This is a genomic window from Achromobacter sp. RT286_PF, from assembly GCF_059760425.1.
The window spans coordinates 63,452-76,701 of the sequence record NZ_JCBAMR010000004.1; the positions used below are offsets into that span (position 1 = coordinate 63,452).

Sequence of the window (13,250 nt, forward strand, 5' to 3'; positions counted from 1 at the left end):
GTGGCCCCCGTGTCAGCGTTGCGCCTGGCTGCCGCATTGCGCGGGCAAGGTCAGCGAGCCCGCGGCGTCGGGCACATAGGGCTCGATCACGGGTTGCGACGACAGCCACGCCGCCAGGGCGCCGATGTCGGTAGGGGTAAGCTTTTGGGCGATGTCGGCCATGCAATCAGGCGCCGCCGCGCGACGCAGCCCGTTCTTCCAGCTGCCGATCTGCGAACCGATGTAGTCGCGCGGCAGGCCAAGCAAGCCGGGAATGGCGGGCATCAAGCCGCCCAGCGCGGCGCCATGACAGGACGTACAGGCGGGCAAGCCGCGCGCCGCGTCGCCCTGCAAGGCCAGCACGCGGCCCGCTTCCAGCGTGGCGCTGGAGACGTCCGCGCGGGCGGGCGGCGGATACGGCACATGCTGCTGCGAAAAATACTGGGCCATCTCGCGCAGGTAGTCGTCGGGCAGGCCGACCAGCAGATGCGACATGGGCCGGTACTGGCGGCGCTCATCGCGAAAGTTCAGCAGCTGATGATAGAGGTAGTCTTGAGGCTTGCCGGCCAGGCGGGGGTAATAGCCGTCGGTGCCGGCGCGGCCCTGCGCGCCGTGGCAGGCCGTACAGGCCGCGACCCGTGCCGCCATGGTGTCGGGGCGCAGAGTGTCGGGGCGCAGGCCATCGGGCGCTGCCGGCTGGGCCTCTGCAACGCTTGTCGTAAAGACAACAGCGGCAGCCGCGAGCACGCGGAAAATCGCCCTAAACCGCGGCAGTGAAACACTACGAATGGAAATGAGGGCTAACATCTACGTCGAATTCCTATCCCCCGAAAGCATGACGGCGGGGGTGTCGTAAGTGAATCGAACCAGTATCCGACCCGCAAGCTTACGCGACGGGGCAAGAAAGGGTACAGAACCAGATTCCCGAATTGCAGCCATATCAGATGCCATCCCGCCCGCATCGTCTCGGAAAAAGCGTGCCACAATCATGTCCATGTTGAAAGTCGTCCTTGTCACCGGCATCTCAGGTTCAGGCAAATCCGTTGCGCTTCGCATGCTGGAAGACGCCAGCTACACCTGCGTCGACAACCTGCCCGTGCGATTCCTGACGGAATTCATCGCCAATGCGCGCGACGAAGGCCTGGAACGCGTGGCCGTGGCCATCGACGTGCGCTCGCCCGGCGAACTGGCTGAACTGCCCGATGTGGTGACCGCGCTGCGCGCCATGGGCACCAGCCTGCGCGTGGTTTTCCTGGACGCCAACACCTCGACACTGGTGCAGCGCTATTCCGAATCGCGCCGCCGCCATCCGCTGACCGACCGCCTGCAACGCGGCGGCACGCCGCCATCGCTCACTGACTGTATCGCGCTTGAACGCGAACTGCTGGCGCCGTTGCGGGAACAAGAACACGTCATCGATACCTCGGACCTGACGCCCGGCCAATTGCGTGCCTGGATCCGCGACCTGATCCAGGCCGACCGCGCGCCGCTGGTACTGACGTTCGAATCCTTCGCCTACAAACGCGGCGTGCCCGGCGATGCCGACCTGGTGTTTGACGTGCGCTGCCTGCCCAACCCCCACTACGACCGCAACCTGCGCCCCTTGACCGGCCGCGACGAACCCGTCGCCACCTGGCTGGCCGGGTACGAACAGGTGGGGCAGATGATCGACGACATCGCCGGCTTCTTGAACCGCTGGTTGCCGCTCTACACCCAAGACACCCGCAACTACCTGACCGTGGCGATCGGCTGCACGGGCGGCCAGCACCGTTCGGTCTATGTGGTCGAACAGCTGGCGCTGCGCTTTGCCGATCACGATCCCTTGCTGGTGCGCCACCGAAACCAACTGCCCACCGAATCCGCATGACCCTGCCCCGCCCGCTCCACCTGATCCTGATGTTGCTGCTGGCCATTGCCGTGGCCGGCTGCTCTTCTACCGGGGGTCGCAAAAAGGGCGGCGGGTACTACAAGGACGACGGGCCGGACGCCAATCCGCCGGCAAACCTGGACCAGGTGCCGGATGCGGTGCCGCGCATCGAACCCTATGCCAGCGGCGCGAACCGGCCCTACGTGGTGTTTGGCCAGCGCTACGTGCCCGACACCAGCGGCCAACCGTACAAGCAGCGCGGCATTGCGTCGTGGTACGGCAAGAAATTCCATGGCAATTCCACGTCCATCGGCGAGTCCTACGACATGTACGCCATGACGGCCGCGCACACGACGCTGCCGATTCCCAGTTATGCGCGCGTCACCAGCCTGGTCAACGGCAAGACGATCGTCGTGCGCGTGAACGACCGGGGGCCGTTTCACAGCGACCGCATCATGGATCTGTCGTACGTGGCGGCCTATAAGCTGGGCATCATCGGGCCGGGTAGCGGTCAGGTCGTAGTCGAGAGCATTCCCCAGGAAGAGATCCGCCGCCTGGCCTCGCAAGGCACGCCTGCCGCGCCCCCGCCGGAACCGGCTTCGGCCACCGGATCGCTGCCGATTCAGGCGCCCGTGTCCGCGGTGCCGGTCGCGCTGACGGCCGAACCGATCCCCGGCCCGGCGGCCGGATCAGCCCCGGTACGCCAAGCGCCGGCCGCCGGCATTGGCAGCGTGTATCTGCAAGTGGGCGCATTCAGCCAGCCCGGCAATGCGCAGTCGCTGGTGGCCCGCATCAATTCGCAGCTGAGTTCGGCGGGCGCCCCGCCCGCGCAGGTCGAGCAATCAAACAACCTGTATCGCGTGCGGATCGGTCCCTACCCCGACCGCCAAAGCGCCTTGAACGCGGTGCCGCTGGTGTCGGACCGCATCGGCATCCTGCCCAGCATCGCTACGCAGTAGACCCGTATGCCTGGCCGCCCCTACCAGGGCAGCTCTGCCTGCCCGTCGCAAATCCGCCGAGCCCGCGCGGTGCGGCTGACGTAGCGGTTGCCTTCGTGCGCCAGCAGCGCCTGCTTACGCGGCAGGCCGCCACCAAACCCCGTCAATGAGGTATCGGCGCCAATCACCCGGTGGCACGGAATGATGATGATGATGGGGTTGCGCCCCACCGCGCCGCCCACCGCCTGCGCGCCCTTGGGCCGCCCCACGGTCCGGGCAAGATCGCCATAGCTGGCAAGCTTGCCGAATTCCAGCGCGCATAGCGCATGCCAGACCTTGTGCTGGAACGTGGTGCCGATGGGGTCCAGCGCCACGTCAAAGCCGCGGCGCTTGCCCGCGAACCATTCGTCCAGCTCGCGCCGCGCCTGCTCCAGAATCGGGTCGGCATCGGTGTGCGTCCAGCCTTCAGAAGACGGCAGCAATTCCTGGTCGGTAAACCAGGCGCCACGCAGGCCCCTGGGGCTGGCGACCAGGCGCAATTCGCCCAGCGGGGTCTCGATGTCGCGGTAGGCAAGCGGCTCCAGCGGGTCTGCCGGCTTGTTCGACACAATGGTTGAATACGCCATGGCTTTACTCCGCCGACTTCTTGCGCGACAGCGCCCGGTTGTACAACACGTCGCGCGCCTGGCCCGTGACCTTGGCGGCGACCCTGGCAGCATCGCGCACGGACATCGATTCCAGCAGCGCGTCCAGCAGCACGTCGGTGCGCGGGTCGGCGTCCTCGTCAATTTCCTGCGCCACTTCGGCATGGGCGATCAAGACGAATTCGCCTTGCTCGCGATGCGCGTCGGCGGCCAGCCAGGCGGCGGCTTCACCCATCGTCAGCGTGGCGATTTCTTCAAAGCGCTTGGTCAGTTCGCGCGCCACCGTCAGTTGGCGGTCGGGCCCGCAGACTTCCAGCAGATCCGCCAGCGTGGCGGCCAGCCGATGCGGCGATTCGAACATCACCACGGGCGCGGGCAAGGCGCACCATGACCGTAGCCATCGCTGGCGAGCCACGGCCTTGGGCGGCGGGAAGCCCGCGAAGGCGTAGGCGGGGTTTTCATCGGTGGTGACGCCGCTGCCCATCAGCGCGGCGATGACCGCGCTGGGGCCAGGCACCGGCATCACGGCGAAGCCGGCTTCGCGCACGGCGCGCACAACACGGGCGCCGGGGTCGCTGACCGCGGGCGCGCCCGCATCCGACACCAACGCCACGCGCTGACCTTGGGCCAGGCGTTCGCAGATGGCTTGGGCGGCGGCGGCCTCATTGTGGCGGTGCGCGGCCATCAGCGGCGTATTGACGCCCCAGGCGTCCAGCAGGGTGCGGCTGGCGCGCGTGTCTTCAGCGGCGATCACGTCGGAGCGTTGCAGGGCGTGCCAGGCCCGCAGCCCCAAGTCGCCCAGGTTGCCGATTGGCGTGGCCACGACGTACAGCGTCGAAGCGGGCCAATGCTGCCCGGCAACGCGATCCGCCACGCGGCTCCAGGCGTCGCCGGCGGGCGGGGGTGAGACATTTTGATTCATTGCAGCCTACTGACACGGAAAACCATGTCAGTGTAGCCGCCAACCTCGCCATACCAGGAGCCCGCATGACGGATGAGACCTTGCGCCTGGCCTGCGATCTGGCACTGGCTGCACGACACCGCGCGGACAAGCGCCGTCGTCGGGCGGGCTCTAAGCGCCCGGCTGCCGAGCGGCGCGCTGACCGAGGTGTCGACCGGGGTGCCGACCCGGGCACCGACCCGGGCGCCGACCCGGGCGCCGACCCAGGCGCCGACCCGCACGGCGGCATGCCCGCAGATACGCCGCAGCGCCGCTCGCCCATGCAGCGCAAGGGCGATCAGCACGAAGATGCGGCGTTGCGCTGGTTGCAGGCGCGCGGCCTGGTGCTGCTGGCGCGCAACCTGTGGACGCGCGCCGGCGAGCTGGACTTGGTGATGCGCGACGGCGGCACGCTGGTCTTTATCGAAGTGCGCGCGCGTGCCCTGTCGCGCTTTGGCGGTGCCGCCGCCAGCATCGGCCTCGCCAAGCAAGCCCGGCTGGCGCGCGCGGCGGCGCACTGGCTGCCCGAACTTGCCCGCCGCCATTTCCGGGGCGTGACGCCCCCCGCCCGCTTTGACGCGGTGGTGTTCGACGCCGGCCGGCCGCAATGGCTGCAAGACGCTTTTTCCCTTCCCTAGACACTGGCGGCGCCAGCGCGACCCGGGCCCGGTAACGGCCTGCCGCACAGTCGTTACGCCTGGACAGAACAGCGCGACTGCCGCGTGAGATAATCGCGCCCATGGATATGACCTCTCGTATGACGTCGCACTTTCGCGACGCCATGGCTGCGTGCGAACAAAGTATGAACGTCCTGGCGGAACCGCTGGCAGTGGCGGTCGACGTGCTGTTCGGCGCCCTGGCGAACAACGGCAAGATTCTGGCTTGCGGCAACGGCGGCTCGGCAGCCGACGCGCAGCATTTCATCGCCGAACTGGTGGGCCGCTTCGAACGCGAACGCCTGCCACTGGCCGGCATCGCGCTCAATACCGACACCTCGATCCTCACCGCCGTCGGCAACGACTACGGCTTTGACGAGATCTACGAACGCCAGGTCAACGCGTTCGGCCAGGCCGGCGACGTGCTGGTCGCGATTTCCACCAGCGGCAATTCGCCCAACGTCGTGCGCGCCATGGAAGCCGCCAGCTCGCGCGAAATGCACGTGCTGGCCCTGACCGGCAAGGGCGGCGGCGTCATGGGGGAACTCATCACGCCGATGGACGTCCATCTATGTGTTCCCAGCGACCGCACCATGCGGATCCAGGAAGTCCATATTCTGCTGCTGCACGCACTGTGCGACGGCATTGACGCTCTTTTGCTTGGAGACACCGAATGATTTCTGACGTCAGAACCGCGGTTCGCCCCCTGATGCTCGCCGCGGCGCTGTACACCGCGGCGCTCTCGCTGACGGCCTGCGCGCCGCTGATCGTAGGCGGCGCGGCCGCCACCACGGCGGTCGTGGTCACGGACCGCCGCACTTCCGGTATCCAGCTTGAAGACCAGAACATGGCCTTCAAGGCGCAAAGCCAGATCTCGCAAAAGCTGGGCGACACCGCCCGCGTCAATGCCATGGCCTATGGCGGCCACCTGTTGCTGACGGGCGATGTGCCCACCGAGCAGGCCAAAGCCGAAGCGACCACCATCGCCCAGGGCATCGAGAACGTCAAACAGGTCATCAACCAGCTGAACGTCGGCCCCATCGCCTCGTTTGGCACGCGTTCGAACGACACGTGGCTGACCTCCAAGGTCAAGACCGCGCTGATCAACACCAAGTACGTGCCGTCGGGCACCATCGCCCTGACCACCGACCACAGCGTCGTCTACCTGATGGGCAAGGTCACCCAGGCCGAAGGCGAATACGCCGCCAACGCCACGGCGGATGTGGGCGGCGTGGCCAAGGTGGTTAAACTGTTCGAGACCATCAGCCGCGAAGAAGCCATCCGGCTGTCCAACAGCAGCACCCGGGACGCCTCCACAGAAACCAAAGCGCCTATCCAAAGCGGCGCCGGCGCAGCACCCAGCGACAACAACGCGGCCGGCACTAGCAATGGCGTTGAAGCCATGCCTATCAAATGAAAAAAGCCATCGTAGCCCTCGCCGTCCTGGTGGCGGTTGGTATCGGCGCCTGGTTCGTCTGGCGCCCTGCCCAGACCGCCCCCGACGTCTCGTTCACCACGCTGGAAGGCAAAACCTTCTCGATGCAGGACTTGCGCGGCAAGGTCGTGCTGGTCAAGTTCTGGGCGACCAGCTGCGTCACCTGCGTGAAGCAGATGCCGGAAACCATCGCCGCCTATAAGGAATACGCCGCCAAGGGCTACGAGGCCATCGCGGTCGCCATGAACTACGATCCGCCCAATTTCGTCTTGAACTTCGCGGACCAGCGCAAGCTGCCGTTCCCGGTGGCGCTGGACACCAAGGGCGACATCGCGCGCGCCTTTGGCGACATCCGCCTGACGCCCACGGCGTTCCTGATCGACAAGCAGGGGCACATCATCAAGCGCTATCTGGGCGAATACGATGTGGCTGAGTTCCACGCCACCGTGGAAAAGGCGCTGGCGGCGGGCTGATCGCCCGGCTCTGCGGCCTTCCCCGGCTTGAATAAAAAACCGCCCACGAGGGCGGTTTTTTATTGGCGGGGTTTCATTGGCGGTGGCTTGCTTGCGGCCAGCCGAGCCCATTCGCTCGGCCGGCAAACCTGGAACCTGCAACAGAACCAGGAGCCGCCTCTCAGGCTTAGAACGCCGGAATGACCGCGCCCTTGTACTTTTCCTGGATGAATTTCTTCACGTCCGCCGAGTGCAGCGCGTCGACCAGCTTCTTGATTCCCGGCGCGTCCTTGTTGTCGGAACGGGTGACCAGAATGTTGGCGTAAGGCGAATCGGCGCCTTCGATGAACAGCGCGTCCTTCGTGGGCACCAGGCCGGCTTCCAGCGCGTAGTTGGTGTTGATCAGCGCCAGGTCCACGTCGTCCAGCGAACGCGGCAGCATGGCGGCTTCAAGTTCGCGGAATTTCAGCTTCTTGGGGTTGTCGACCACGTCGGCGGCCGTCGCCAGGATGTTGGACGCGTCCTTCAGCTTGATGATGCCCTGCTTTTGCAGCAGCACCAGCGCACGCCCGCCATTGGACGGATCGTTCGGGATGGCGACGGTGGCGCCGTCCTTGAGGTCGGCCAGGCTCTTGATTTTCTTGGAGTAGCCGCCGAAGGGCTCGACGTGCACCAGCGCGACCGGCACGAGCGTGGCCTTGCGGTCTTTGTTAAACGTGTCCAGATACGGCTTGTGCTGGAAGAAATTGGCGTCCAGCTGCTTGTCCACCAATTGCAGGTTGGGTTGCACGTAATCGCTGAACACCTTGATGTCCAGCTCGACGCCCTGCTTGGCCAACTGCGGCTTCACCACTTCCAGGATCTCGGCGTGCGGGACCTGCGTGGCGCCCACCACCACTTTTTCTGCATGGGCGGCGTTGGCCGCCACCAGGAAGGCCGATGCCGCCAGGGCGGCGCGGACGAAGTTCAAACGCATGGCTTGCCTCTTTTTTGAATAGAAATGGGGGCCGATACCCCGACCGGTGCGGATTTGCCCCCCTTTTGCGGGGGCCTCGCGTCTCGAAAACGCCCCAATTTACCTGAATGCCGGTTATTTGTCGGGCATATGGACATGGGTTTTAGGCATATGAAACGCGTGGGTACTACAATCCGTCGTATGCTTGCGCTACCGCGTTTCGAACGCGATGTTGTGCAGGCATTTTTTCTAACCACTCATACATATTTGCCGACTTAGCTGCCATGACCGACACCCCCGACCCTGCTGCCGTTTCGTCCCCCGCTGTCAAAGCCGCTGTGCTGTCTGAAGCACTGCCGTATATCCGACGATTCCACGGCAAGACCATCGTGGTCAAGTACGGCGGCAACGCCATGACGGAAGAGCGCTTGCAGCGCAGCTTCGCGCACGATGTCGTGCTGCTCAAGCTGGTGGGTCTGAACCCGGTGGTGGTGCACGGCGGCGGTCCGCAGATCGACGACGCGCTGCGCCGCATCGGCAAGCAGGGCACCTTCATCCAGGGCATGCGCGTGACCGATGCCGAGACCATGGAAGTGGTCGAATGGGTGCTGGGCGGCCAGGTCCAGCAAGACATCGTCATGATGATCAACGAGGTCGGCGGCAAGGCCGTGGGCCTGACCGGCAAGGACGGTGGCTTGATCCAGGCTCAGAAAAAGCTGATGGCCAACAAGGACAACCCCGCCGAACCCATCGACATCGGCTTCGTGGGCGACATCACGCTGGTTGAGCCCGCCGTGGTCAAGGCCCTGCAAGACGACCAGTTCATTCCCGTGATCTCGCCCATCGGCTATGGCGAAGACGGCACCGCCTACAACATCAACGCCGACGTCGTCGCCGGCAAGATGGCCGAAGTGCTGGGCGCCGAAAAGCTGTTGATGCTGACCAACACCCCGGGCGTGCTGGACAAGGCGGGCAAGCTGCTGCGCAGCCTGTCGGCCCAGACCATCGACGAACTCTTCGCCGACGGCACCATCTCGGGCGGCATGCTGCCCAAGATATCGTCGGCGCTGGATGCCGCCAAGAACGGCGTGAATTCCGTTCACATCGTCGACGGCCGCGTGCCGCACTGCCTGCTGCTTGAAATCCTGACCGACCAAGGCGTGGGCACGATGATCAGCTCGCATTGATGCGAGCTCAACGTCTGCTGTTACGGCCGGCGGTGCGTATGCGCCGCTCGCGCCGCATGGCCACGGGCGTTTCCGAACGCCTGTGGCTGTTTGACCTGGACAACACGCTTCACGACACCTCGCACGCCATCTTCCCGAAGATCGATCTGGGCATGACCATGGCGGTGGCCGAGGCGCTGAACGTGGACGTCGACACTGCCAACGACTTGCGCCGCAAGTATTGGCAGCGTTACGGCGCCACGATGATCGGCATGGTCCGCCACCACGGCGTCAACCCGCACGACTTCCTGCACCGCAGCCACGACTTTGACGTCAACCCGCTGGTGCGCGGCGAAAAGGCGCTGGCCTACAAGCTGCGCCAGCTGCCCGGCCGTAAGGTGCTGCTGACCAACGCGCCGCTGCGCTACGCCCGCTCCGTACTGCAACGCCTGGGCATCCTGCGGCAGTTCGACAGCCTGTGGGCCATTGAACATATGCGGCTGCATGGCGAATTCCGCCCCAAGCCGTCGCCAGCGCTGCTACGTTATGTGCTGGCCCGCGAAGGCGTACCCGCCCACCGTGCCGTGCTGGTCGAAGACACGCTGGCCAACCTGCGCGGCGCGCGCCGCGTCGGCGTGCGCACCGTGCACGTGTATCACCCTGGCACGCCCTTCTCGCGCGGTCGTTCGCATCGTCCGCCCTATGTCGACTTGCGGGTAAACTCCGTCAGTGATTTGTTGTTACGCCGGCGTCCCCTGCGGGGATAGCGGCGCGCTCCTCCCTCCCCCTTCACCGTCAAGCCTGCGCGAGAGCAGTCCCTTCCATGGCGAGCAAACCCGGCGAGCGCAAGACCCAGATTCTGCAGACCCTGGCCGAAATGCTGGAGCAGCCGCACGCTTCCCGCATCACCACGGCTGCGCTGGCCGCGCGTCTGCAAGTGTCCGAGGCCGCCTTGTACCGGCACTTTGCCAGCAAGGCGCAGATGTTCGAAGGGCTGATCGAATTCATCGAGACCAGCATCTTCACGCTGGTCAACCAGATTGCCACCGTGGAACCCTACGGCGTGCCCCAGGCGCACAAGACCGTTGCCATGCTGCTGACGTTCTCCGAACGCAACAAGGGCATGACGCGGGTGCTGACCGGCGACGCGCTGGTCACGGAAGACAACCGGCTGCAAGAGCGCATCAACCATATCAATGACCGCATCGAAACGTCGCTGAAGCAGTCGCTGCGCATCGCGATCACCGACGGCGGGCTGCCCGCGGACGCCAACGTAGCAGCGCACGCCAGCCTGCTGACGCATCTGGTGCTGGGCCGCTGGCTGCGCTACGCCCAGAGCGGTTGGCGGGTGGCGCCCACGCTGCATCTGGACGAACAACTGCGGCTGGCGCTGGGTTGATTGCCGGCTTGGTCGGCCGCACCGTGCTTGCGGCGCAACAGGGCGCGCGAGCATAATGCGCCAGGTGGGTTTTCTCAAGCCGAAATCTTCATCGGCTTGATCCATATCAATGCGGGTTTTCCTCAATGCCGTCACGATCGTCCTGTAGCGTCGACACATCGAATTGAACAAACCCGTGCTCGCGGGGAGTGTGTCGACGGTTTGACCTCAACCGGAGATGGATATGACCGCGCCAGCCGCCGTCCCTGCCTCACAGGCACCCCAAAAAGCAAAAATTCCCATCGGACTAATCGCCGGTTTCGTGGTGATGATCGGGGTGTTGCTGATGCCCCTGCCCGCCGACCTGCCGGTCGCGGGACACCGCATGCTGGCAATCCTGGCATTCGCCGTGGTGGTCTGGATTACCGAAGCCGTGTCTTACGAAGCCAGCGCGATCATGATCACGACGCTGATGGCTTTCCTGTTGGGCACGGCTCCGACAATCAAAGACCCGAACGTGCTGTACGGCACCTCGGCCGCCATCAGCATGGCGCTGACGGGCTTCGCGAACTCGGCGCTGGCGCTGGTGACCGGCGCCCTGTTCATTGCCGCCGCCATGACCTTCACCGGGCTGGACCGGCGCATTGCGCTGGTCACGCTGTCGAGGGTGGGCACCAGCACGCGCCGCATCCTGATCGGATGTATCGCCGTGACGATCGTGCTGAGCCTGGTGGTGCCCAGCGCCACCGCGCGCAGCGCCGCCGTGGTGCCGATCATGATGGGCGTCATCGCCGCGTTCGGCGTGGACAAGCGGTCCAACATCGCCGCCGGCATCATGATCATCGTGGCGCAGGCCACCAGCATCTGGAACGTGGGCATCCAGACCGCCGCCGCGCAAAACCTGCTGACGGTCGGCTTCATGGAAAAGATGCTGGGCGAACGCGTGGCGTGGTCGGACTGGCTGATCGCGGGCGCACCGTGGTCGCTGATCATGTCGGCCGTGCTGATCGTGGTGGTGCTCAAGCTGCTGCCGCCGGAAAGCGACAGCATCGCCGGGGGCAAGGAAGCCGTCGAAAAGTCGCTGATTGAACTGGGCCCGATGACCGGCGCGCAAAAGCGCCTGATGGCCGTGTCGATCATGCTGCTGCTGTTCTGGTCGACCGAAGGCAAGCTGCACAAGTTCGACACCACGTCGACCACCTACTTCGGCCTGGTTCTCTTGATGCTGCCGCGCTTTGGCGTGATGACATGGAAGGACGTGCAGTCGCGTATCCCATGGGGCACCGTGATTGTGTTCGGCGTGGGCATCAGCCTGGGCACCGCCCTGTTGACGACGCAAGCCGGCCAATGGCTGGGCAACCAGGTCGTGGCGCACACCGGGCTGGATCACCTGGGTCCGCTGGCCATCTTCGCCGTGCTGGCCGCGTTCCTGATCGTCATCCACCTGGGCTTTGCCAGCGCCACCGCGCTGACGTCGGCCATGCTGCCCATCCTGATCTCGGTGCTGGCCACGCTGCCCGGCGAATTCAGCCGGCTGGGCATGACCATGCTGCTGGGCTTTGTCGTCAGCTATGGCTTCATCCTGCCGATCAACGCGCCGCAAAACATGGTGTGCCTGGGTACGGAAACCTTCAACGCCAAGCAGTTCGCCAAGGTCGGCATCATCGTCACCATCGTGGGTTACCTGCTGATGCTGCTGATGGGCATGACCTACTGGCGCTGGCTCGGCTGGCTGTAAGGAGAACGCATCATGAAACTCTCTTTAGCCCAAGCCAACGAATACGGCCGCCGCGTACTGATGGCGCAAGGCGTGCCGGAAGATATCGCGCGCGACGTGGCCGAACACCTGGTGGAGTCCGACCGCGTCGGCTACACCAGCCACGGCCTGTCCATCCTGACGAACTACCGCCGCGTCCTGTCCGAAGGGCTGGCGCAGGCAGACGGCCGGCCTGAACTGATCAATGACCGTGGCGCCATGCTGGCCTACGACGGCCACCACGGCCTGGGCCAGTACGTGGGCAAGGCCGTCATCGAAAAGGCCATCGAACGCACGCAGGAACACGGGCAGTGCATCGTGACGCTACGCCACAGCCACCACCTGGGCCGCATGGGCCACTTTGGGGAAATGGTTGCGGCCAAGGGCTTGATCCTGCTGGCCTTCACCAACGTGATCAACCGCTCGCCCACCGTGGCGCCGTTCGGCGGCGCGCAGGCGTGCCTGACGACCAATCCGCTGTGCTTTGCCGGGCCGCTACCCGGTGGCCGGCCGCCGTTCATCGTGGACATGGCGACCAGTTCAATCGCCGTGAACCGGGCGCGCGTGCTGGCGGCCAAGGGCGAAAAGGCCCCGCCGGGGTCGTTGATCGATGCCCAGGGCAACCCCACGACGGACCCCAATGCGCTGTTCGCCGACCCGCCGGGCGCCCTGCTGCCCTTTGGCGGCCACAAGGGTTATGCGCTGGGCCTGGTGGCCGAGTTGCTGGCGGGCGTGTTGTCCGGCGGCGGCACGATCCAGCCGCAGCACCCGCGCATTGGCGTGGCGACGAACAATATGTTTGCGCTACTGCTGGACCCGCAGGTGGATTTCAATACGGATTGGCGGTCGATGGAAGTCGGCGCGTTCATCGACTACCTGCACGCCTGCAAGCCGCAACCCGGCGTGGAAAGCGTGCAGTATCCGGGCGAGTACGAAGCCCGCAACCGCGCTGTCAATGCGGATTCAATCGAGTTCGACAGCCGCATCTGGGACGGGCTGACGACGCTGGCCATTGAACTGGGTGTGCCGGACGCATTGCCTGGCTGAACGGGACAGGCGCGTTGCCGCAAGCACGACCGCGCCT

The 13,250-nt window shown here is 65.3% G+C and carries 15 protein-coding genes; 11 read left to right on the forward strand and 4 right to left on the reverse strand.

Annotated elements, in window-relative coordinates:
- Window positions 1-12: 12 nt before the first annotated feature.
- Complete coding sequence (locus AC6LJY_RS05460) at window positions 13-786, reverse strand: c-type cytochrome (RefSeq protein ID WP_498135439.1); 774 nt, start codon at window positions 784-786, stop codon at window positions 13-15.
- 187 nt (window positions 787-973) lie between these two features.
- Here AC6LJY_RS05460 and rapZ point away from each other — a divergent pair, with 187 nt between their 5' ends.
- Together rapZ and AC6LJY_RS05470 are read left to right on the forward strand one after the other, a co-directional pair.
- The gene (rapZ, locus tag AC6LJY_RS05465) at window positions 974-1,846 is read left to right on the forward strand and encodes an RNase adapter RapZ (protein ID WP_046803145.1); all 873 of its coding nucleotides are present in this window, start codon (window positions 974-976) and stop codon (window positions 1,844-1,846) included.
- Entirely contained in the window at window positions 1,843-2,805 is a 963-nt protein-coding gene (locus AC6LJY_RS05470; protein ID WP_046803073.1) for a septal ring lytic transglycosylase RlpA family protein, read from the forward strand. Before rapZ ends, AC6LJY_RS05470 begins: the two co-directional genes overlap by 4 nt.
- Before the next feature lie 20 nt (window positions 2,806-2,825).
- On the opposite strand, the gene AC6LJY_RS05475 is transcribed toward AC6LJY_RS05470, so the two are convergent.
- Window positions 2,826-3,410, reverse strand: coding sequence for a methylated-DNA--[protein]-cysteine S-methyltransferase (locus AC6LJY_RS05475; RefSeq protein ID WP_498135440.1), 585 nt, complete (start codon window positions 3,408-3,410; stop codon window positions 2,826-2,828).
- Window positions 3,411-3,414: 4 nt separating this feature from the next.
- On the reverse strand, window positions 3,415-4,350 hold the full coding sequence (rsmI, locus tag AC6LJY_RS05480) for a 16S rRNA (cytidine(1402)-2'-O)-methyltransferase (protein WP_498135441.1): 936 nt from the start codon (window positions 4,348-4,350) through the stop codon (window positions 3,415-3,417).
- Between the two features lie 65 nt (window positions 4,351-4,415).
- Here rsmI and AC6LJY_RS05485 point away from each other — a divergent pair, with 65 nt between their 5' ends.
- The 4 genes from AC6LJY_RS05485 to AC6LJY_RS05500 all read left to right on the forward strand — a co-directional run bounded on the left by AC6LJY_RS05485 (window position 4,416) and on the right by AC6LJY_RS05500 (window position 6,932).
- Entirely contained in the window at window positions 4,416-5,006 is a 591-nt protein-coding gene (locus AC6LJY_RS05485) for a YraN family protein (RefSeq protein ID WP_498135442.1), read from the forward strand.
- Between the two features lie 101 nt (window positions 5,007-5,107).
- Complete coding sequence (locus AC6LJY_RS05490; RefSeq protein ID WP_006216307.1) at window positions 5,108-5,701, forward strand: phosphoheptose isomerase; 594 nt, start codon at window positions 5,108-5,110, stop codon at window positions 5,699-5,701.
- Entirely contained in the window at window positions 5,698-6,441 is a 744-nt protein-coding gene (locus AC6LJY_RS05495; protein ID WP_498135443.1) for a BON domain-containing protein, read from the forward strand. Before AC6LJY_RS05490 ends, AC6LJY_RS05495 begins: the two co-directional genes overlap by 4 nt.
- Window positions 6,438-6,932 carry a peroxiredoxin family protein gene (locus AC6LJY_RS05500; RefSeq protein ID WP_046803068.1) on the forward strand — a complete coding sequence of 165 codons (495 nt, stop codon included), beginning with the start codon at window positions 6,438-6,440 and terminating at the stop codon, window positions 6,930-6,932. Before AC6LJY_RS05495 ends, AC6LJY_RS05500 begins: the two co-directional genes overlap by 4 nt.
- A gap of 166 nt (window positions 6,933-7,098) precedes the next feature.
- Here the strand turns inward: AC6LJY_RS05500 and AC6LJY_RS05505 are convergent, their stop codons facing one another.
- Window positions 7,099-7,887, reverse strand: a complete 789-nt coding sequence (locus AC6LJY_RS05505; RefSeq protein ID WP_046803067.1) for a MetQ/NlpA family ABC transporter substrate-binding protein — start codon at window positions 7,885-7,887, stop codon at window positions 7,099-7,101.
- Window positions 7,888-8,150: 263 nt separating this feature from the next.
- On the opposite strand from AC6LJY_RS05505, the gene argB reads away from it, so the two are divergent.
- The 5 genes from argB to AC6LJY_RS05530 all read left to right on the forward strand — a co-directional run bounded on the left by argB (window position 8,151) and on the right by AC6LJY_RS05530 (window position 13,213).
- A complete protein-coding gene (gene argB, locus AC6LJY_RS05510; RefSeq protein ID WP_006216311.1) occupies window positions 8,151-9,053 on the forward strand; it encodes an acetylglutamate kinase in 903 nt (300 codons plus the stop codon).
- The gene (locus tag AC6LJY_RS05515) at window positions 9,053-9,799 is read left to right on the forward strand and encodes a pyrimidine 5'-nucleotidase (RefSeq protein WP_046803066.1); all 747 of its coding nucleotides are present in this window, start codon (window positions 9,053-9,055) and stop codon (window positions 9,797-9,799) included. Before argB ends, AC6LJY_RS05515 begins: the two co-directional genes overlap by 1 nt.
- A gap of 56 nt (window positions 9,800-9,855) precedes the next feature.
- Window positions 9,856-10,431 (forward strand): nucleoid occlusion factor SlmA, encoded by a 576-nt coding sequence (slmA, locus tag AC6LJY_RS05520; RefSeq protein ID WP_046803065.1) that lies wholly within the window; start codon window positions 9,856-9,858, stop codon window positions 10,429-10,431.
- A gap of 223 nt (window positions 10,432-10,654) precedes the next feature.
- Window positions 10,655-12,148: a DASS family sodium-coupled anion symporter gene (locus AC6LJY_RS05525; RefSeq protein ID WP_046803064.1), complete on the forward strand. Its 1,494-nt coding sequence runs from the start codon at window positions 10,655-10,657 to the stop codon at window positions 12,146-12,148.
- A gap of 12 nt (window positions 12,149-12,160) precedes the next feature.
- Window positions 12,161-13,213 carry an Ldh family oxidoreductase gene (locus AC6LJY_RS05530; RefSeq protein WP_498135444.1) on the forward strand — a complete coding sequence of 351 codons (1,053 nt, stop codon included), beginning with the start codon at window positions 12,161-12,163 and terminating at the stop codon, window positions 13,211-13,213.
- The last annotated feature ends 37 nt before the right edge of the window (window positions 13,214-13,250 follow it).